16 protein-coding genes and 1 pseudogene are annotated in these 18,569 nt (G+C 55.8%); 4 read left to right on the top strand and 13 right to left on the bottom strand.

Going from position 1 to position 18,569, the window contains the following annotated elements:
- Nucleotides 1-231: 231 nt before the first annotated feature.
- The 3 genes from IFU29_RS09135 to IFU29_RS09145 are packed head-to-tail and all read right to left on the bottom strand — an operon-like array spanning nucleotide 232 to nucleotide 4,255.
- Nucleotides 232-1,995, bottom strand: coding sequence for a SmdB family multidrug efflux ABC transporter permease/ATP-binding protein (locus IFU29_RS09135; protein WP_191933628.1), 1,764 nt, complete (start codon nucleotides 1,993-1,995; stop codon nucleotides 232-234).
- Nucleotides 1,988-3,757 carry a SmdA family multidrug ABC transporter permease/ATP-binding protein gene (locus IFU29_RS09140; RefSeq protein WP_191933629.1) on the bottom strand — a complete coding sequence of 590 codons (1,770 nt, stop codon included), beginning with the start codon at nucleotides 3,755-3,757 and terminating at the stop codon, nucleotides 1,988-1,990. Before IFU29_RS09140 ends, IFU29_RS09135 begins: the two co-directional genes overlap by 8 nt.
- 24 nt (nucleotides 3,758-3,781) lie before the next feature.
- Nucleotides 3,782-4,255 (bottom strand): Lrp/AsnC family transcriptional regulator, encoded by a 474-nt coding sequence (locus IFU29_RS09145; RefSeq protein ID WP_191933630.1) that lies wholly within the window; start codon nucleotides 4,253-4,255, stop codon nucleotides 3,782-3,784.
- A gap of 105 nt (nucleotides 4,256-4,360) precedes the next feature.
- On the opposite strand from IFU29_RS09145, the gene IFU29_RS09150 reads away from it, so the two are divergent.
- A complete protein-coding gene (locus tag IFU29_RS09150) occupies nucleotides 4,361-5,290 on the top strand; it encodes a DMT family transporter (protein WP_191933631.1) in 930 nt (309 codons plus the stop codon).
- A gap of 47 nt (nucleotides 5,291-5,337) precedes the next feature.
- On the opposite strand, the gene cof is transcribed toward IFU29_RS09150, so the two are convergent.
- The gene (gene cof, locus IFU29_RS09155) at nucleotides 5,338-6,156 is read right to left on the bottom strand and encodes an HMP-PP phosphatase (protein WP_191933675.1); all 819 of its coding nucleotides are present in this window, start codon (nucleotides 6,154-6,156) and stop codon (nucleotides 5,338-5,340) included.
- A 103-nt stretch (nucleotides 6,157-6,259) separates the two neighbouring features.
- Between cof and IFU29_RS09160 the strand changes: the two genes are divergently transcribed.
- Nucleotides 6,260-7,933 (top strand): SgrR family transcriptional regulator, encoded by a 1,674-nt coding sequence (locus tag IFU29_RS09160; RefSeq protein ID WP_191933676.1) that lies wholly within the window; start codon nucleotides 6,260-6,262, stop codon nucleotides 7,931-7,933.
- Nucleotides 7,934-7,973: 40 nt separating this feature from the next.
- On the opposite strand, the gene IFU29_RS09165 is transcribed toward IFU29_RS09160, so the two are convergent.
- The 3 genes from IFU29_RS09165 to IFU29_RS09175 all read right to left on the bottom strand — a co-directional run bounded on the left by IFU29_RS09165 (nucleotide 7,974) and on the right by IFU29_RS09175 (nucleotide 10,335).
- On the bottom strand, nucleotides 7,974-8,765 hold the full coding sequence (locus IFU29_RS09165; RefSeq protein WP_191933632.1) for a hypothetical protein: 792 nt from the start codon (nucleotides 8,763-8,765) through the stop codon (nucleotides 7,974-7,976).
- A gap of 169 nt (nucleotides 8,766-8,934) precedes the next feature.
- Complete coding sequence (locus IFU29_RS09170; protein WP_191933633.1) at nucleotides 8,935-9,555, bottom strand: LysE family translocator; 621 nt, start codon at nucleotides 9,553-9,555, stop codon at nucleotides 8,935-8,937.
- Nucleotides 9,556-9,609: 54 nt separating this feature from the next.
- On the bottom strand, nucleotides 9,610-10,335 hold the full coding sequence (locus IFU29_RS09175) for a type 1 glutamine amidotransferase (protein ID WP_191933634.1): 726 nt from the start codon (nucleotides 10,333-10,335) through the stop codon (nucleotides 9,610-9,612).
- 96 nt (nucleotides 10,336-10,431) lie between these two features.
- Here IFU29_RS09175 and IFU29_RS09180 point away from each other — a divergent pair, with 96 nt between their 5' ends.
- Nucleotides 10,432-11,232, top strand: coding sequence for an AraC family transcriptional regulator (locus IFU29_RS09180; protein ID WP_423244828.1), 801 nt, complete (start codon nucleotides 10,432-10,434; stop codon nucleotides 11,230-11,232).
- A gap of 187 nt (nucleotides 11,233-11,419) precedes the next feature.
- Nucleotides 11,420-12,115, top strand: coding sequence for a 7-cyano-7-deazaguanine synthase QueC (queC, locus tag IFU29_RS09185; RefSeq protein ID WP_191933635.1), 696 nt, complete (start codon nucleotides 11,420-11,422; stop codon nucleotides 12,113-12,115).
- 16 nt (nucleotides 12,116-12,131) lie between these two features.
- On the opposite strand, the gene IFU29_RS09190 is transcribed toward queC, so the two are convergent.
- The 6 genes and pseudogenes from IFU29_RS09190 to clpX form a co-directional block, all read right to left on the bottom strand.
- Nucleotides 12,132-12,542 carry an acyl-CoA thioesterase gene (locus IFU29_RS09190; protein ID WP_062744962.1) on the bottom strand — a complete coding sequence of 137 codons (411 nt, stop codon included), beginning with the start codon at nucleotides 12,540-12,542 and terminating at the stop codon, nucleotides 12,132-12,134.
- Nucleotides 12,543-12,649: 107 nt separating this feature from the next.
- On the bottom strand, nucleotides 12,650-12,988 hold the full coding sequence (locus IFU29_RS09195) for a helix-hairpin-helix domain-containing protein (RefSeq protein ID WP_191933636.1): 339 nt from the start codon (nucleotides 12,986-12,988) through the stop codon (nucleotides 12,650-12,652).
- 140 nt (nucleotides 12,989-13,128) lie between these two features.
- Nucleotides 13,129-15,000, bottom strand: coding sequence for a peptidylprolyl isomerase (ppiD, locus tag IFU29_RS09200; protein ID WP_191933637.1), 1,872 nt, complete (start codon nucleotides 14,998-15,000; stop codon nucleotides 13,129-13,131).
- A 222-nt stretch (nucleotides 15,001-15,222) separates the two neighbouring features.
- On the bottom strand, nucleotides 15,223-15,495 hold the full coding sequence (gene hupB, locus IFU29_RS09205; RefSeq protein ID WP_191933638.1) for a nucleoid-associated protein HU-beta: 273 nt from the start codon (nucleotides 15,493-15,495) through the stop codon (nucleotides 15,223-15,225).
- A gap of 224 nt (nucleotides 15,496-15,719) precedes the next feature.
- Entirely contained in the window at nucleotides 15,720-18,074 is a 2,355-nt protein-coding gene (lon, locus tag IFU29_RS09210; RefSeq protein ID WP_191933639.1) for an endopeptidase La, read from the bottom strand.
- A gap of 190 nt (nucleotides 18,075-18,264) precedes the next feature.
- A pseudogene (gene clpX / locus IFU29_RS09215) lies at nucleotides 18,265-18,569 on the bottom strand (ATP-dependent Clp protease ATP-binding subunit ClpX); the annotation flags it as partial.

Genomic DNA, 18,569 nt, shown 5'->3' on the forward strand with positions numbered 1-18,569 from the left:
CGAAATGATTAAAGCAAACGCTGTGCCAGAGTTTAAAAATCTGCATTTTTCAGACCATTAGTCAGTGCTGGTCTGAGTCCTGGCTGAGGCGCAGATCACACAGAAAAGAGAGGCACAATGAGGAGTATAGAAAAAACGCACCAGAAAGGTGCGTTATGCGTTAAGCCAGTGCATTTGTGCGATAAACGGGTGTTTTCTCGCCTGCATTTGGTGCAGCGTAGCGGTAAGGTGTCAGCCGTTTTCGGCAGCGGCCAGCTCCTCACCCGCTAACTGCAGCTGATACATCTGCCAGTAGCGTCCCTGGGCGGCCAGAAGCGCCTGGTGGCTGCCGCGCTCCACGGCCTGCCCACGGTGCAGCACCAGAATGGTGTCTGCCTCGGTGATGGTGGAGAGCCGGTGCGCAATCACCACCAGCGTCGTCTGTTCACGTATCGCCCGCAGTGCTTTCTGAATGGCCTGTTCCGTGCCGGAATCAATATTGGCGGTGGCTTCATCCAGGATCAGGATTTGGGGCGATGCCACCAGCACGCGTGCCATCGCCAGCAGTTGCTTCTGCCCGACAGAGAGGGTGTTCCCCTGCTCTCCCAGCCGGGTGTGGATCCCCTCCGGCAGGTCACGCGCCAGGGAGGCCAGCTGCACCGTTTCCAGCGCCTGCCATACGGCGTCTTCACTGATATCGCGCCCCAGGGTGACGTTAGCAAAGAACGTATCGGCCAGCACGACGGGGTCCTGCTGAACCATCGCCACGCTCCCCCGCAGCGCCGCATGGCTGAGGGAAGCGAGCGGACGGCCGTCCAGCAGGATCTCCCCCTGACTGAGCGGATAATAGCCCATCAGCAGATTAGCCAGCGTGCTTTTTCCGCTGCCGGTATGCCCGACCAGCGCCACAAAATGGCGTGAGGGCACCGACAGGTTGATATCCGTTAACACCGGGCGGCCGCTGCGGTAGGCGAAGGTGACATCACGGATCTCAATGCTACCGCTGCGCAGCGGCTCACTGTCTTCGCCATAGGGCTGACGCGGCGCGTCCATCAGTTCAAAAATGCGCTCCCCCGCCACGACAGCCTGTTGCAGCATTGACTGCTGGGTGGTCAGTTCGATCAGCGGTTCATTCAGCCGTCCCAGGTAGTTGATAAAGGCATACAGTACGCCAACCTCAATCGTGCCGACGGAGGTGAACCCAAACAGCATCATCAGGCCACAGAGGATCATCGCTGAAAAAAGACTGAGCAACGGCCGCAGCAGGAAGCCGTCCAGCCGTAACGTCTGCATCCGCGCCAGATAGTGTGAACGGCTGGCCTCGCCCATCCTTTCGCCAAAGCGTGCCTGCTGGCGGAACTGCTGAATGACGCTCATCCCGTTGATCACTTCATTAAAGCCGTTGTTGATCTCGGCCAGATAGCTGCGGACGCGGCGCACAATCGGCGTGCTGTAGCGCTGATAAATCAGCATCACCACCAGCACGGCAGGAAAAATAGTGATCGCCACCAGCGCCATACGCCAGTCAAGGCTGAACATCGCCACCAGCATCGCCCCCACCAGCGCCGCGCTGCGCAGGACGGTGGCGACAACGGTGACGTACAGGTCGCGCACCACCTCGGTATCATTGGTGACGCGAGAGATTATCTGGCCGACCGGTTGGGTATCAAATGCTCCCAGCGGCTGGCGCAGCGCCGCATCCATCACGTCAGTTCGCAGACGCTGAACCACGCCGACCGCCGCCTGATTAAACAACAGTGCCTGAGCGTAGTGCAGCGCTGCTGCCAGCAATTGTAATAACAGGAAACTGACGACCAGGCCGGCAGCCAGCCCTACCGGCATGCGGTGTTTCGCCACCATGTTGTCGATAAAGTAGCTGACCAGCACCGGCCCCAGCACCTCTGCGGCGGCGGCAACCCACAGCATCAGCACCGCCAGGCTCAGGGATTTACGCCACGGTGCACCGTAGGACAGCAGCCGTTTGATCGTCGGCCACAGTTGGATGACATTAGCCATGCACAGCTCCCTGTTCTGTTTCATCATCGTCCAGGGCGGCTTCCAGCTGCTGATAACGGTACATATCGCGATACCAGCCCTCTTCTGCCGCCAGTTGCTCATGGTCGCCGCGCTGTGCCACCTGGCCGTGCTGCAGTACCAGGATCTCACTGGCTTCGGTCAGCGCAGAAAGGCGATGGGCGCTGATGATCACCGTGCGCCCTTCTCCCCAGCTGCGCAGATTATGCAGGATCTGATGCTCGGTACGGCCATCCACGGCGGACAGCGCATCATCCAGTACGAGGATTTCCGCCTCCAACAGCAGGGCCCGCGCAATAGAAATCCGCTGTTTCTGACCGCCAGAGAGCATCACGCCCCGCTCGCCCACTTCCGTCTCATAACCCTCCGGCAACCGCAAAATGTCGTCATGGACAAAAGCGAGACGAGCCGCCTGTTCAATTTCACTTTGTGTGGCACCCGGACGGCCCAGCGCAATGTTACTGGCTACGCTGTCGGAGAACAGGAAGGGGGTCTGGCTGACCACGGCCAGGCGGCTGCGCCAGCTGTCCAGACGCAGCTGTGGTAAAGGAATATCGTGATAACAAATATCGCCCTGGTCGATATCAAAATGGCGCTGGATCAGACTCAACAAGGTACTCTTCCCCGCGCCGGTAGGGCCACACAGCCCCAGCATCTGTCCTGGCTGAAGGCGAACGTGCAGATTGCGCAGCGCAGGCTGTTGCGCCCCCGGATAGCAGAACTCGCCGACTGAGATCGCCAGCACGCCCCGCCCTTCCGGCAGCGCGTTATCACCGTCAACGACTGCCGGCGCTTCCGCCAGCAGCGCCTTAATTCGGGTCCAGGCCGCGCTCCCGCGTTCAACAATGTTAAACATCCAGGCCAGCGCCAGCATCGGCCAGATCATCAGCCCCAGGTACATCACAAAACTGGTGAGCTGCCCCAGGGTCATCGTGCCGTGCCATACCATCCAGCTCCCGCCGCCGATAGCCAACAGATTCGACAGGCCGATAGCGATATAGATAGTAGGGTCAAAGCGCGCATCAACGCGGGCTACCCGCAGGTTTTTTTCTCCGGTATCTTTGGCAATGGCAGCAAACTGCCCCGACTGGTGGTCTTCCAGGCCAAACGCTTTGATCATACGAATACTGCTCAGGCTTTCCTGCGTCTGATCGTTCAGCGAGGAAAATGCCGCCTGGGCCAGCTTAAAGCGCTGATGGAGCTGATCACCGTAGCGTTTGATCACCAGCGCCATCACCGGCATCGGCAACAGCGCCAGCAGCGTGAGCTGCCAGCTGATTTGCGTACTCATCACAATCAGCACTGCCATGCCCATGACCAGCGAGTCGACCAGCGTCAGCACGCCTTCACCGGCGGCGAACACCACACGGTCAACGTCATTGGTGGCCCGGGCTATCAGGTCGCCGGTCCGGTGGCGTAAATAGAATCCGGGATGCTGGCGACTGAGCTGACGATAGAAATCTTCACGCAGCTCCACCGCCAGCTGATAGGAGGCTCCAAACAGGAGCACGCGCCAGACATAGCGCAGCAGATAAACGACAATGGCCGTGGCCAGCATGACGCCAACCCACATCATCAGCTGGCTGTGACTCATGCTGTCACGGCTGACGCCGTCGACGATCCTGCCCACCACATGCGGTGGCAGGAGTTGCAGTATGGCAATCACGATTAACAGCAAAACCGCCCCAAGATAACGGCGCCATTCACGCAAAAAGTACCAGCTAAGTTGGCTAAAAAGTCGCACAAAAATATCCTGATTATCGACCGGTTAAAGCGTCACCGGCAAAGCGGTGGTGTATTTTATCTCTTCCATCGCAAAACTCGAAGTGACATCGATCAGGCCCGGCACGCCGTTGACCAGACGCTTGTAAAAGCCATCATAGCTTTTCATATCGGCCACCTGGACACGCAGCAAATAATCATACTCACCCGCCATGCGATAGAACCCCATCACTTCCGGCATGGCCTGCACCACATCGACAAACTGGTTAAACCATTCACTGCTGTGCTGCTGGGTTTTGATCAAGACAAAAGCCGTCAGACTAAGGCCAAGTTTTTCACCATCGAGTAACGCCACCCGGCCGCGAATATAGCCTTCATCCTCCAGCCTTTTCAAGCGCTTCCAGCAGGGCGTGGTGGTCAGGCTGACAGCATCCGCCAGCGCCTGCAGGGAGAGCGTGCAATCCTGCTGGAGCAGGTTTAACAGCAAGCGGTCTTTTTTATCCAGCGGTGTAAGTAGCAAAATTTTCTCCAGAAGGTCAGCAATACAGCAGTATTATAGCAACCTTTTCCCCGGGCATTTCGTTAATCTGGTTCTCCTGCAGTCTCTCACTCAAGGATGACGAAAATGCCGCGTTCTGCTTACCGTAACCTGTTGATCATTGGATTATTCACGGCTGTCGCCCTCACCTGGGGTACAACCTGGATGGCGATGAAAATCACCGTGGCCACCGTTCCACCCGTTTTTGCCACCGGGCTGCGTTTCCTCTGTGCTGCCCCGCTGCTGCTGTTGCTTGCACGATATAAAAAGGCGCCGTTGCTGTTTCCCCGGGGGCAGCGCGGTTTTCAGCTCTGTGTGATGCTGTTCTATTTCGCCATTCCGTTTACGCTGATGATCTACGGTGAGCGTTACACGTCATCCAGCCTGGCGGCGATTATTTTTGCCACCATGCCTGCGGCGGTGCTGGCCGCTTCCCTGCTGTTTCTGCGTGAAAAAACATCGCTGCAGCAGCTGCTGGGTCTGGCCATCAGCATCGGCGCACTAAGCACAATTCTGTGGCACGAAACCCGCCACAGCGGAGAGAGTCAGCTTCAGGGGATCCTGGCGCTGGTCGCTGCCGTGCTAATCCACGCGGTGATGTACGTCCAGTGTAAAAAGCGCTGTGCGGGTATTTCCGTGTTGAGCTATAACGCACTGCCCTGTCTGGGGGCGGGCATACTCCTGACGGTGGCCGGGCTGGCGGAATCACCCGATGTTCATGCCTTCGCGCCCGAGGCGCTGATAGCGATTGCCTATCTTGGCGTGGTGGCCGGCGTGGGCGGCATTCTGGCTTACTTTGCGCTGCAACAGACGGCAAAACCCTTCCAGGCTTCGCTGGTCTTTCTGGTCTTTCCGCTTATTGCGGTGGCGCTGGAGAGTCAGATGAATGGCAGCAGTATCAGCCGTGAATCTTTACTGCTGTTGTTGCCTTTCCTGCTGGGGATATTGCTGACGCTGTATCGCGGTGCACGCAGCCGACAGCCTGCGGTGACAACCAAAACGGCGCTGCGCCGGTAAAGAAAATAGCCGGACGTCCTGGTCCGGCACACTGGCCAGTTAACGGATTATTCGGGGGAATAAACCCGGTGTGGTGTGGAAAGCCAGTGGTTGAGATAATGAGACACGCCCTGTGTCGCACAGTCGCCAATAACCGGTAAATGCGGCAGTTTCGCTTTCAGTTCACGCATGGCGTTGCGCATCACAAAACCCTGCCCCACGCCTCCCAGCATCTCCAGATCGTTCATTGCATCGCCAAAGGCCATGCACTCTGCCATGTGAATACCCAGCCGATCCGTTAACTGCGCCAGGGCCGCCCCCTTGTTACAGTCGAGGGGCAACACCTCCAGGCAGTCCTGCGCCGAAAAGCAGAGGTGGGCGCTATCGCCCAGCGCTTCATGAAGCTGGATTTTCAGCGCGCACAGCGTTTCATAGTCGGCAATAAAGCAGGCTTTTGTCACCTGATGTTCCGGCAGCGTACGCAAATCGGTCAGCTGATAGCGGAAATTTGACAGCTGATGCGCCTGTAAAATCTCCGGAACGTCATGCTGTGTAAACCAGCCATTATCATTGAAAACGTGCAGACTGGCGCGGGTATTCCAGTGGCTGTGGATCACCTGTCTTGCCACGGCCGGAGGAAGATCGCTGGCATGCAGTAACTCACCGGCGGGATCGTGGATGCGCGTTCCGTTGCCGCTGATCAAAAAGGCAGGCAGATCGTAATTGCGCAGCAGCGGCTGCATCTCCAGATAATGGCGACCGGTGGCGAAGGTCAGCTGTACGGGGTGTGCCTGAAGCGCACGAAGGCTGAGCAGGGTTTGTTGTCCCAGCTGATGGTCGGGCATCAGCAGCGTACCGTCCATATCAAATGCAGCAAGACGCACTATGTTCTCTCCGCTTAAAGGGTTTTTCATCTGCACTGAGTATCCTCTGGCATTTACGGAACTAATAGTGAATACTTTTTTTAAACTGTTCCGGGTTTACCATGATATGAGACAGCTTAACCGGTTAAATCAGTACCAGCGCCTGTGGCAATACAGTGCAGGCCAGCCGCAGTCGACCAGCGTGGCCGCTATTGCCGCCTGCTGTTTTTGCAGTGAGCGCCACGCCCGAACGCTGCTGCGTCAGTGGCAGGAGAGCGGATGGCTGAACTGGCAGGCGACGTCAGGGCGCGGAAGGCGCGGCTGTCTGACCTTTCTGCAATCTCCCGCCACCCTGCGCAGCGAGCTGATGCTGCAGCAGCTTGATAACGGCCAGCCGCAGCATGCGCTGCAGATGGTGCCGCTGGCCCCGGAACAGCTCAGCCAGCTGCTTCAGCCGTTTATGGGCGGGCAGTGGCAGAACAACCAGCCTACGCTGCGTATTCCCTACTACCGCCCTCTTGCCCCCCTGCGTCCGCTACGGCAGCCTGCCCGGGCAGAGCAGCATCTGGCCCAGCAGGTTTTTGCCGGATTAAGCCGCCTGGCGGGAGATGAGGCCGTCCCCGACCTCGCCCACCACTGGCAGATCAGTGAAGACGGACTGAGCTGGTTCTTCTTTTTGCGCCCTCAGCTACGCTGGCATCACGGCGAAGCGGTCACCGCAGAGCAGCTGCAGCAGCGACTGGAGATGATCCTTGCCAGCCCGGACGGACAGCGCCTGCTGGCCAGCGTTAAGGCGGTTAGTCAGGCCCACGCCCTCTGCCTGCGTATTGACCTGCTGACGCCAGACTACTGGCTGGCACACCGGCTGGCCAGCGTCTCCTGCCTGCTTCCTCACCCGGATAATCCGGATATCGGTGCCGGGCCCTGGCGGTTGATGGTGAACTCCCCGGCGCTACTGCGCCTGGAAAGCCACGGCTGGTATCACGGCACGCATCCGCTGATGCAGGCTATTGAATACTGGATCGCGCCGCAGCTGTTTGACCCGGGGCTGGGCACCAGCTGCCGTCATCCGGTGAAGATTGCCATCGGTGCGCAGCACGATCTGAAGGCTCTGCAGCCCGTCAGCCAGCGTATCAGCCTTGGATTTTGTTACCTGGCGCGAGGGCGGCGTGCCGGACTTTCCCCGCGTCAGGCCAGGCATATTATGTCGCTGGTGCATCAGTCAGGCATTATCGAAGCGCTGCCTCTTGAAGAAGGCCTGATCACCCCCAGCCGGGAAATGCTGCCGGGCTGGCATATTCCTGACTGGCAGCCTGATCCGGACGTTTCCCTGCCTGCCCGACTCAGTCTGCATTACCACCTGCCGGTCGAGCTGCATGCCATGGCGGCAAAGTTACAACAGCTGCTGGCCACCCAGGGCTGCCAGCTGACGCTGCATTTCCACCCGGCCAAAAACTGGCAGGATTACCCCGCACTGGCAGAGGCAGATCTGGTGATGGGCGACAGGCTGATCGGTGAGGCGCCGGTATTTACCCTGGAGAGCTGGCTGCGCCAGGATCCCCTGTGGCCGATACTGCTCGGGGCAGACGGCTGGCCGCCACTGCTGCATCAGCTGGAGGATTTACAGGCTCATCCGCAGCTGGAACAACGGCAGCGATGTCTCAGGGCGTTATATCTGCAGCTGATGGCGAATGCGGTGATCACCCCACTGTTTAACTATCGTTATCAGGTCAGCGCGCCACCAGATGTTGAAGGGATCCGCCTGAACGCCTGGGGCTGGTTTGATTTTTCCCGGGCCTAGATTGCCCCGCCTGTCGCCATCTTCTGAGAGCGGACTCGGATTACGGCCTGTTGATACCCGGTGCCGGTTCAGCCGGCGCATTGGGATGGATATCGCACTGAGGGCCAAAGCATTTTATCGGCTGGCAGCCTGGCTTGCCGCTCAGGCAGTTGTGATAAACATGCAGATTATGCAGTCTGACATTAAATACCCTGTCCATATGGATGCCGTAATCGGCGTTGTCATACACTGCCAGATCGCTCATATAAACGTTGATCAGGTGCGATCCGCGAATGCCGTGTCCGCGTGGACTGGCATAAAAACCGCCGCTGTTTTTTCCGGTCTGGATCAGACGGACATCGGCCACGCGACGGAGGTAGATATTATGGAAATAGTCCTTTTCGGTGTTGCCGTTGTTATGCAGCTTCAGGTCTGTCGCCGTTATACGACTGACGCCTTTCAGGTGGATCCCGTCGCTGCTGTTCTCCACCTCAACATTCTGCAGGATGATGTCACTGCATCCGGTTTTTTCTCCGGCCGTCGGATCCCCGCTACAGTCAAAGAAGAGCCCTGTCTGATTATTTCGCCGATCCTGACTGTCAGGCCGCTGATCAATAGTGCCGACCAGCTTCACCTCTTTTATCGTGACGTGGATAGCGGCAGTGGCATAAAGCAGCGGGGCATTGATGGTGTGCCTGACCGCAGGACTCCAGGTAATAACCGTACCCGGTCCCTTGCCTTCAAGTACCACATTGCTGCTCAGTAACAGACTGCGGTCCTGAAAATAGGTACCGTTGCCGAGCTGCACGGTGCCGCCACCATCATCGGCCACCCGCTTAAGGCATTCAGACAAGCTCTGCGAAGCTGGACACGCCACACAGCCTGCAGCCTCCCCTGCGGGGGCGTAACAGGCCAATGTGAAAAAAGCGATAACACCGGCATAACGGAACAGGGCTTTCAACATTATTTGCGCTCACGGTTAACTGACGAACAGGTGCGGGGTCCGCAAAGGCTGACAGAACTTATCGCAGGATGAGCCGGATCCCCAGGTACCCCATCACCAGACCACTCGCTTTATCCAGCCGGGATTTGTATTGCATGTAAGCCTGACGGGGCCTTTCAGCCGACAGCAGCCATGCCACCAAACCATACCAGAGCGCATCGATGCAGAACGCCATCATGGGCAGTACCAGATACAGATAAGGCGAAATATGCTGACTGAGTAAGGCGGCAAAAATACTGCCGAATACGATCGCCGTATTCGGATTACTGAGCTGAGTTGCCATGCCGGTAAGAAACGCGCGGCCCGGGCCCTGGGCGTTATCGCCCACCGGACTTGAGGCCACACTGTCGCCCGTCCTGAAAAGCATGTTGCCGCCCAGCCAAAGAAGGTAAACGCCGCCGGCAGTTTTCAGCACGGTATACAGCCAGGGCACCAGTGTCAGCAGCGAATGCAGCCCGGCCAGTGCAATGATTGAAAAAATCATGCACCCCACGCCCATGCCAGCGGCGGCAGCCAGCGCACTGAGACGTGAGGAGACCACGGCAGTGCGAACTATCATAATGAAACTGGGCCCGGGACTCATGGCTCCCAGCAGAATAGCGCCGGCGATGGTCATCAGGGCGACGGGTGAGTCAGTCATTTTTTACCTGCTCTGTCATCATTCAGTCGGGTTTCTCCCTGCGCAGGGAGTGGGTTACTGGCGGCTCTGGCGATAACGTTCGGCCAGCTTATCCAGGAATGTGAAAAGTGCCTGATTCATCTCCCGGTAATCATGTGTACGCAGCTCTGCCGGGGTCTGCACAAAGCGGAATTCAGCTGCCCGGCTCAGATCCTTTTCAGAATGTGCAATCAGTCGTTCAACCACTTCCGCAGTCAGCTCCAGGTGGCACTGAAAACCGTAAACCAGATCGCTGTAAGCGACGATCTGGCGAGGGCATCCTTCGCTGTAAGCGATAAGGGTGGCATCGGGTGTCAGGCCAGGCATATCGTTATGCCAGTGCCCGACCTCAAGCGAGTGACCGAAATGCGCAAACAGCGGGTGCTGTCGCCCGGCCTCCGTCAGAGAGATGGGAAACTTACCGATCTCTTTTTCCGGGCTGTGTGCGAAAGGAGCCTTGAGCGCCTCACCGATCAGTTGGGAACCCAGGCAGATACCGATAACGGCTTTTCCGGCGTGAACCGCGGCCGCGATGAGAGCCTGCTCCGCTTTCGCATCAAAATGTGGGCATTCTTCCGGCGTGGTGGCCGGGTCCTGTGGCCCGCCCATGACGATCAAAAAATCAATGTTCTCCACGCTGGATGGTAGCGCCTCGCCTTCGTAAACCCGGGAACAGGTCACGTGATGGCCCTGATTCCTGGCCCAGGTCTCACAGGCACCCGGTGCCTCAAAACGTTCGTGGATGAGGAAATGTACGTGCATTTTAATATGCTCCTGTAATGCTTGTGATAACCTTAATTTTGCAAGCCTCACCCTTTCAGGATGTTGACCGATCGGATGAGTCCGTCCGACTTAGTGATGATAATTGCAGGAACAGAATTTAAAATGCCAGGTAGCATAGATAAAGCGCCAAGACATGACGACGCGACAGGCTGGTCTGGCACCTCCATATGCTATCAACGCGGAGAGACAGACCCTCCTCATCATCATATTGAAGGACAACTCTTATTTGCGACCAGAGGCGTTATGCTGGTTGAAACAGAAGGCAATCGTTGGGTGATCCCCCCTCAGCGTGCATTGTGGCTTCCGCCTCTCCAGATTCACAGCTACAACCTGCTCTCCCATACTGACTTACGGGCCATTTATTTCAGCAGCAGTCTTATCGCAGAATGCCCGAACTTCACGAAAAGTAACCATGTGCATGTCATTACTGCCACAGCGCTGGTGAAAGAGTTGATCGCCGGGCTTTTCGATGCCGACTACAGTGACCCGAGTCAGCGTAAAATGGCGCTGTTAATTCTGGAAATCCTTAGTGAGGCCCCTCCCCTCGCTGCAGAACTGCCTGTGCCAAATGATGAGCGTCTGTTTTGCGCCACCAGAGAGCTGCTGGTCGGTCATCGCTGGGAAGCCTCTTTGAGCGATCTGGCCTTTATCGCCAACATGTCTGAGCGCAACTTTTCGCGGCTGTTCATTAAGGACACGGGATTCAGTTTCAGAACCTGGAAGCAACGAGCAAGAATTTGTGCTTCATTAGATCTTCTCGCCAATGGCCTCTCCGTTAAGCAGGTCGCTTACCAGCTTGGTTTCTCATGCCCGGCTGCATTCACCGCTGCATTTCGTTCCATTCTGCATTCAACGCCGCGCTATTTTCTTCCTTAACCCTGGCCGGTGCCTGCTTCTCGCGCCAGGCGGACATTCCTTGCTTAACGCCACTGCCTGTCTGACACCTTCCCTTCTCAGGTGGACACCACACACGACTGCATGCCCATTCGGGCGGCAGAAGGGATACCTTTCTGAACGGCAAGGTATTACCATACCCAGCAGAAATTAACCGGGAAGGGAAAGTATGAAACGTGCAGTGGTGGTATTCAGCGGTGGACAGGACTCAACAACCTGTCTGATTCAGGCGTTACAGCAGTATGACGAGGTACACTGCGTCACCTTCGATTATGGCCAGCGTCACCGTGCGGAAATCGATGTTGCCCGGGAACTTTCGCACACCCTCGGCGCGCGGGCGCATAAAGTGCTGGATGTGACCATGCTTAACGAGCTGGCCGTCAGCAGTCTGACGCGTGATAACATCCCGGTGCCGGCTTACGAACCGGATGCCAGCGGCCTGCCCAGCACCTTCGTACCTGGTCGCAATATCCTCTTTTTAACCCTTGCAGCCATTTATGCCTGGCAGATTGAAGCCGAGGCGGTCATTACCGGTGTCTGCGAAACCGATTTTTCCGGTTATCCGGACTGTCGTGACGAGTTTGTGAAGGCGCTTAATCACGCCGTCAGTCTCGGTATGGCGCGAGACATCCGCTTCGAAACTCCGCTGATGTGGCTGAACAAGGCAGAGACCTGGGCGCTGGCTGACTACTGGCAGCAGCTACCGCTGATCCGCCATCAGACGCTGACCTGCTACAATGGTGTTCAGGGCGACGGCTGTGGCACCTGTGCGGCATGTCATCTCCGCGCCAATGGCCTGCAGGAATATCAGCAGCATCCGGCCGCCGTGATGCAGGCAATGAAAACAAAAACCGGGCTGGTGTAACCCACGGTGATACCGGTCAGGCCCCAGCCCCGGCGTTCAGCGTCTCCAGGTGGGCCTTGAGCTCACCTTCCAGCGGCAGGGCTTTTTTCGATTTAAGATCGATGCAGACAAAGGTCAACAGTGCATCTGAAATCGCACTGCCATCGGACTGCAGGGAAACCCGCTGGTCAATCACCCCGCTTTTCCCGCCCAGCGTCATCAGCTGGCTGTCGATATTCAGAACATCTCCCATCACCGCCGGACGGCGATAGTTAATATTGATATTTACCACCACAAATGCCAGACCGCGCTCATTCATCCAGTGAAATGCCCGGCTCTGTTCCAGCCAGGCCCATCGGGCCTCTTCAAGAAACTCAAGATAACGGGCGTTATTCACATGCTGATAGACATCCAGGTGATAGCCGCGAACTTTAATGGTGGTCTGCATAACGGATCCTCATCAATAGAAAAGGCCACACCAACTGGTATGACCTCTAAGAGATTAGCAGCCAGTCCGCGTAGTGTGCTGCGCAGATAGCCGGGTCTGAAGATGGATCACAATTTCAGCGATGCCAGATTGCGCTCTACCAGCTTATTACCCATCCCCGGCACCTCTTTTAGCTGCTCAAGCTGAGTGAAGGGACCATATTTTTCACGGTAGCTGACGATAGATTCCGCTTTTTTTATCCCCACCCCATTTAACGCCGCCGCCAGTTCCCCGGCACTGGCATTGTTAATACTGACCTGTGCCGCAGATGGGCTGATACCCTCTGCTTCCGGTACCGCCTGAACGGCAGCGGGCTTCTCCGCCACCGGCGCGGCACCCGCCATACCCGGCAGGAACAGTCCGGCTGATAATACAAAAGTCAGGGCCTGCAAAGTGCGATTAAACATGCTGTTTTCCTCCATGTGTTAGACAGCACGGCCACCCTAACGTGATGCCGACAGCCCGGCAAACGCCAGATCGCAGAAATGGAAAAGGCCGCATAAGCGGCCTTTTGGTATTGCAATCAGTTGCAGTGTCTTTGCGAGGCTTACTGGGCCTGCGCAGCCGCACCGTATTTGATTTTAGCGTCTTTACGCAGATTACTTAACATCGCAGCAAAAGCCAGCTGGGCATTATTCTGGGTGATCCCCTGAACCAGCGCCTGTTTCTGTGCTTCCGGCATGGTTCCTTTTTGGACTTTATCCAGTGCCATAACCACGATATTACCCTGAGCATCTTCACTGATGCCGAATGAAGGCTTACCTTCAGAAGGCAACGGCAGCGTAAAGGCAGCCTGAGACAGAGCATCCTGTCCGGTACGGGACAGCGTCTGCTGCGGGCCAAAGCTCAGACCTGCCGCTTTCAGCGCCTCGTCGCCTTTGCCCGCTTTCAGCGCAGCCAGCAGTTTGTCAGCCTGGGCTTTCGCTTCCTGCTGTGCTTTCTGCTGTTTCAGCGTATCGGTGATCTGCGCAGTCACTTCATTCAGCGGTTTAACTGCCTCTGGCTTATGTTCGCTGATACGCAGCACGAAAGCCCGATCGCCATCGACAGTGATCACGTCTGAGTTACTGCCTGGAGAACCGTTTTCCCCCACCAGACCTCCGTTAAAGATCGCATCCTGTACGGCTTTAAAGTTCAGCTCGGCAGGCAGGTTATCATGATTAAACCAGCCCGTTTCTACTGCTTTCACCCCAGCAGCCTGCTCTGCACTGGCCAGCGACTCATTGTCATTGCTGGCGGCATCGCTGACTTTCTGCTGCAGTTTGTAGTAGGCGTCTACGGCTTTTTCCTGCTTCACTTTAGCCGCGATTTCATCATGCACTTCAGGCAGCATTTTCACTTTTTCCGCCTGCGTATCATCGAGACGGGCGACGATAAAGCCAACGGAAGATTTAATCACACCAGAGAGCTGGCCTTTGTCTTTCAGACCCGCGCCTTTCAACTCGTCCGGCGTCGTGTCAGGCTCCAGCCATCCCATATCCCCCCCGTTACGGGCAGAGATCGGGTCGGCAGATTTTTCTTTCGCCAGAGCAGCAAAGTCGCCGCCCTGTTTCAGCGCGTCCAGAACGGATTGCGCTTCCGCTTCAGTTCTCGTCTGAATGATGCTGTAACGATTACGCTGCGGCTGGGTGTAATCCTGCTGATGTTGATCGTACCAGGCCTGAATGTCGCTTTCGCTCACCGGCTGCTGCATCGCGGCAGCATCCAGCTTGATGTAGCTGACACGGAACTGTTCAGGCGACATAAAGCTGTTTTTGTTCTGCTCATAGTAGCCTTTGATCTCTTCCGGCGTGACGGTCTGCATTGCCACCAGGGCATTAACATTGATGGTCACATCGCGCACCAGACGCTGCTGAGAAACCAGCGCGGCCAGAGAGTCGGTCTCGTTGCCCAGCACGAAATCCGTACCGGTCACCGACTGAATCAGTTGCTGAGTGGTCAGCTGCTTACGCAGAGCCTCGGCGTACTGATCGGCAGAAAAGCCCATGTTGCTAATAATGCTCATGTACCTGGCATTATCAAATTTACCGTCAGTCTGGAAGGCTGGCTGAGTGAAAATCGCCTGTTTAATCTGATCGTCACTGATGGCCAGGCCAATATCTTTGGCATACTGGTCAAGTAAGACTTCATCAATCAGCTGAGAGAGGGCCTGCTGACGGATCTGTTGCATGTAACCTTCGTTACCCGCTAGAGCTGAGAACTGCTCGCCCAGCATCTGCTGCTGACGCGCACGTTCACTGCTGAAAGCACGCTCAAGCTGCGCACGGCTGATTTCCTGGCCGTTTACTTTCGCGGCGTAATCACCGTTACCGCCTGTCAGATACCCGCCTACGCCGGTAAGGACAAAGGAGAGGATGATCAGGCCCAGTAAAATCTTGAGCACGACATGGTTCGACGCCGCGCGTAAATTGTCCATCATGGTGTGACAACACTCCGCTGTAGTGTGAATGTAAAACCTTGCGCTGCCGTCCCGCGTTCCCGAGGACGCACTCAGCCATTTTAGACAACCGCAGCACGCGTTTGTCATTGAAACATAAAAAAAGGCACATCAAGATGCTGATGTGCCCCGTATGTTACATGAGAACGCGTTGGCGATCCTCAATACGCCGAAGAAATCTGCTTCTGCGACGGCTTAATACATTTAATTTACAGAGTCTTTCAGCGCTTTACCGGCACGGAAGCCCGGCACTTTACCCGCAGCAATGGTAATTTCTTTGCCAGTCTGCGGATTACGCCCGGTACGCTCGGCGCGCTCACGCACAGAGAAGGTACCGAAGCCGACCAGCGCGACTTCTTCGCCAGCCTGCAGGGATTCAGTAACTGAACCAATAAAAGCATCTAATACACGTCCCGCTGCAGCTTTGGAAATATCGGCGTTTGCAGCAATTTTGTCGATCAACTGTGACTTATTCACTCAATCATCCCCTCTTTTATTTTATACATCGTGAACGGGCTTTCTGCCGGACACGTACGTGCATCATTTGTTATTGCCGTTCAGCCGGGCCTGTTAAGGCTTAATGCCCGACAGCCTCTGCCATCACTGACTTAACAGCATCCTAACTTAGCGGCACAAAAAAAGGCTGGCAAGCACCAATTCACTTGCCAGCCTGGGTTTTACAGTGAGTTTGCCTTAAATCACTATTTCGCCGTCACAACCTGCATCCCGGATGGGGAATTTTGCAGGGCGAGGGCCAGTACTTCTTCAATGCGTTTCACCGGATGGATCTCCAGGTCGGCGATCACGTTGTCCGGGATCTCTTCCAGATCGCGCTTGTTCTCGTCCGGGATCAGTACCGTTTTGATACCGCCACGGTGAGCCGCCAGCAGTTTTTCCTTCAGACCACCAATCGGCAGAACCTGGCCACGCAGCGTAATTTCACCGGTCATCGCCACGTCGGCACGCACCGGGTTACCGGTCAGGCAGGAGACCAGTGCGGTACACATCGCAATACCGGCGCTTGGGCCATCTTTTGGCGTTGCCCCTTCAGGAACGTGAACGTGAATATCGCGTTTCTCGTAAAAGTCTGCATTGATACCCAGCTTCTCCGCGCGCGCACGGACGACGGTCAGCGCGGCCTGGATAGATTCCTGCATCACCTCACCCAGAGAACCGGTGTAGGTCAGCTTACCTTTACCCGGTACGCAGGCTGTTTCAATCGTCAGCAGGTCACCGCCCACCTCCGTCCACGCCAGACCCGTTACCTGACCCACGCGGTTCTCGCTGTCAGCGCGACCGTAGTCGAAACGCTGCACGCCGAGATAGTCTTTGAGGTTATCGCCGTTGATCTCGATGTGTTTGATCGATTTGTCCATCAGCAGCGTTTTCACTGCTTTACGGCACAGTTTGGACAGTTCGCGCTCAAGGCTACGTACGCCCGCTTCACGGGTGTAGTAACGGATGATGCCGACAATGGCGCTGTCGTCCACGGTCAGCTCATTTTTCTTCAGCGCGTTACGCTCAATCTGCTTCGACAGCAGGTGCTGTTTCGCAATGTTAAGCTTTTCGTCTTCGGTATAACCTGACAGGCGGATTACTTCCATACGATCCAGCAGCGGTGCCGGAATGTTCATCGAGTTAGACGTCGCCACAAACATCACATCGGAGAGATCGTAATCCACTTCCAGGTAGTGATCGTTAAAGGCAATGTTCTGCTCGGGATCAAGTACTTCCAGCAAGGCGGAAGCGGGATCACCGCGCATATCCGACGACATTTTGTCAATTTCATCCAGCAGGAAAAGCGGGTTTTTTACGCCGACTTTGGCCATTTTCTGGATCAGTTTGCCCGGCATTGAACCGATGTAGGTCCGGCGGTGACCACGGATTTCCGCTTCATCACGTACCCCTCCCAGCGCCATACGGACGTATTTACGACCGGTCGCTTTGGCGATGGACTGGCCCAGAGAGGTTTTACCCACGCCAGGAGGCCCCACCAGACAGAGGATTGGGCCCTTAATTTTGCTGACGCGGCTCTGTACTGCCAAATATTCCAGGATGCGGTCTTTCACGCGCTCCAGGCCGAAGTGATCGGTATCCAGCGTTTCCTGTGCCTTCAGCAGATCTTTTTTCACCTTGCTGCGCGCATTCCATGGTACCTGAACCATCCAATCGATGTAGCCACGCACTACCGTCGCTTCTGCAGACATCGGCGACATCATTTTCAGCTTTTGCAGCTCGGCTTCTGTTTTGTCACGCGCCTCTTTCGGCATTTTAGCCGCGTCGATTTTGCGTTTCAGCGCTTCATTTTCGTCCGGTGCATCATCCATCTCACCGAGTTCTTTCTGAATCGCCTTCATCTGTTCATTCAGATAGTACTCACGCTGACTTTTTTCCATCTGTTTTTTGACGCGGTTACGGATGCGTTTCTCAACCTGCAGCAGGTCAATCTCCGACTCCATCATCGCCATCAAATATTCCAGACGTTCATTGATGTCTGACATTTCCAGCACAGATTGTTTATCAGCCAGTTTCAGTGGCATATGTGCAGCAACGGTATCTGCCAGACGGGCAGCATCATCAATGCTGTTCAGAGAGGTCAGTACTTCCGGCGGGATCTTCTTGTTCAGTTTGATATAACCTTCAAACTGGTTGATCGCCGTGCGCACCAGCACTTCCTGCTCGCGCTCTTCAATTTCGGGCGACTCCAGGTATTCGGCCTGGGCAGTAAAATGGTCGCCGTTATCGGATAACGTCGTGATATGTGCACGCTGTAAACCTTCCACCAGCACTTTGACGGTGCCATCAGGGAGTTTCAGCATTTGCAAAATAGAGGCAACCGTCCCGACTGAGAAGAGATCGTTGATGCCAGGTTCATCCGTTGAAGCTTCTTTCTGAGCGACCAGCATGATTTTTTTGTCATGATCCATGGCGGCTTCAAGGCAGCGAATTGATTTTTCACGACCGACAAACAACGGAATGACCATGTGCGGATAAACCACTACGTCACGCAACGGCAACACAGGGATTTCAATGCGTTCAGAACGCTCAGGATTCATAGAGCTCTCTCTTAGTTTAATTTCCGCCAGGGTAAGGGGAACCGCATCATCCAGAAAAAGTGCAGTTTGACCCACAGGTATCTGAGTATATGGGGATGAACGGAATAGATTCAATGTCGGGGTAACGAGAAAAGTAAAAGGGGGAACATTTTCCCCCTTTTCAGATAACTGACTGGAATGGTTTGGTTATTTATTCGCCAGAGGCCTGCTGTGCTTCGGGCTTGCCATAAATCAGCAACGGTTCACTGTCGCCGCTGATAACCGATTCGTCAATCACCACTTTTTCTACGTCATCGACCGACGGCAGATCATACATAGTGTTCAGCAGCGCGCCTTCCACAATCGAGCGCAGGCCACGGGCACCGGTTTTACGCGACATCGCCTTTTTGGCAATTGCCTTCAGGGCTTCCTCGCGGAACTCCAGCTCCACGCCTTCCAGGTTGAACAGCGCCTGGTACTGTTTGGTCAGCGCATTTTTAGGCTCACGCAGGATCT

The organism is Erwinia persicina, assembly GCF_014838825.1.
Classification (GTDB): Bacteria; Pseudomonadota; Gammaproteobacteria; order Enterobacterales; family Enterobacteriaceae; genus Erwinia; species Erwinia persicina_A.

Excerpts from the sequence above, each read along its gene's own strand:
- IFU29_RS09135 (WP_191933628.1), bottom strand. The coding sequence starts at position 1,995 with ATGGCTAATGTCATCCAACTGTGGCCGACGATCAAACGGCTGCTGTCC.
- IFU29_RS09150 (WP_191933631.1), top strand. The coding sequence starts at position 4,361 with ATGCCGCGTTCTGCTTACCGTAACCTGTTGATCATTGGATTATTCACG.
- IFU29_RS09160 (WP_191933676.1), top strand. The coding sequence starts at position 6,260 with ATGAGACAGCTTAACCGGTTAAATCAGTACCAGCGCCTGTGGCAATAC.
- IFU29_RS09170 (WP_191933633.1), bottom strand. The coding sequence starts at position 9,555 with ATGACTGACTCACCCGTCGCCCTGATGACCATCGCCGGCGCTATTCTG.
- IFU29_RS09175 (WP_191933634.1), bottom strand. The coding sequence starts at position 10,335 with ATGCACGTACATTTCCTCATCCACGAACGTTTTGAGGCACCGGGTGCC.
- IFU29_RS09180 (WP_423244828.1), top strand. The coding sequence starts at position 10,432 with ATGATAATTGCAGGAACAGAATTTAAAATGCCAGGTAGCATAGATAAA.
- queC (WP_191933635.1), top strand. The coding sequence starts at position 11,420 with ATGAAACGTGCAGTGGTGGTATTCAGCGGTGGACAGGACTCAACAACC.
- IFU29_RS09190 (WP_062744962.1), bottom strand. The coding sequence starts at position 12,542 with ATGCAGACCACCATTAAAGTTCGCGGCTATCACCTGGATGTCTATCAG.
- IFU29_RS09195 (WP_191933636.1), bottom strand. The coding sequence starts at position 12,988 with ATGTTTAATCGCACTTTGCAGGCCCTGACTTTTGTATTATCAGCCGGA.
- ppiD (WP_191933637.1), bottom strand. The coding sequence starts at position 15,000 with ATGATGGACAATTTACGCGCGGCGTCGAACCATGTCGTGCTCAAGATT.
- lon (WP_191933639.1), bottom strand. The coding sequence starts at position 18,074 with ATGAATCCTGAGCGTTCTGAACGCATTGAAATCCCTGTGTTGCCGTTG.